1 protein-coding gene is annotated in these 271 nt (G+C 59.0%); it reads left to right on the top strand.

The window, feature by feature from the left end; all coding sequences use genetic code 11:
• Positions 1-270 (top strand): hypothetical protein (locus tag FQ668_RS27500; protein WP_218570900.1); only part of this gene is annotated, 270 nt, incomplete at its 5' end.
• Between the last annotated feature and the right edge of the window lies 1 nt (position 271).

The following is a 271-nucleotide window of genomic DNA, read 5'->3' as shown; positions in this document are numbered from 1 at the left end:
CAGCTGGCGGATCGACAGGTGAAAGTGAGCCTCAACGGACGCGGCGTACCGGTGAACGTATTGCAGCAGTGGGGCTGGCCTGCGCTGCCGATTTCCGGCGATGGCAATATTCAGCTGACCGCCAGCGGCAACGTAAAAGCCAGTACGCCGTTAAAGCCCACGGTGAATGCAGAGCTGAAAGTGCTGAATACCGAAAAACAGCAGATCACGCAGACGATGCGTAACGGCGAGGTGAGTACCGCGCAGCCCGTAACGACACCCTCTCCCTGAC

The organism is Pseudomonas sp. Kh14, assembly GCF_900291005.1.
GTDB lineage: Bacteria > Pseudomonadota > Gammaproteobacteria > Pseudomonadales > Pseudomonadaceae > Aquipseudomonas > Aquipseudomonas alloputida.
The sequence above is the reverse complement of the archived record's forward strand: the minus strand, read 5'-3'. Positions and strand labels throughout refer to the sequence as shown.